General features: G+C 60.2%; 1 protein-coding gene. It reads right to left on the bottom strand.

Annotation, left to right across the window (positions count from 1 at the left end):
* On the bottom strand, window positions 1-216 hold a 216-nt coding region (locus GE543_RS27595), incomplete at both ends, for a hypothetical protein (protein WP_153222767.1).

Below are 216 nucleotides of genomic sequence, written 5' to 3'. Positions count from 1 at the left end.
CGCGAAGAGGGCAGTGCAGTCGCTGCGTCAGGACTATAGCCTTCGCGAACAAGTTCGCTCCTACTGGAGTTTGCGGTGCCTTGTGGGAGCGAGCTTGCTCGCGAAGAGGGCGTTGCGGTCGATGGATTTTCTGCGTCAGGAATACTGTCTTCGCGAGCAAGCTCGCTCCCACGGGAGTTCGCGGTGTCCTGTAGGAGCGGACTTGTCCGCGAAGAG

It is taken from the genome of Pseudomonas sp. SZ57 (genome assembly GCF_009495975.1).
Lineage (GTDB): Bacteria > Pseudomonadota > Gammaproteobacteria > Pseudomonadales > Pseudomonadaceae > Aquipseudomonas > Aquipseudomonas syringae.
The sequence above is the reverse complement of the archived record's forward strand: the minus strand, read 5'-3'. Positions and strand labels throughout refer to the sequence as shown.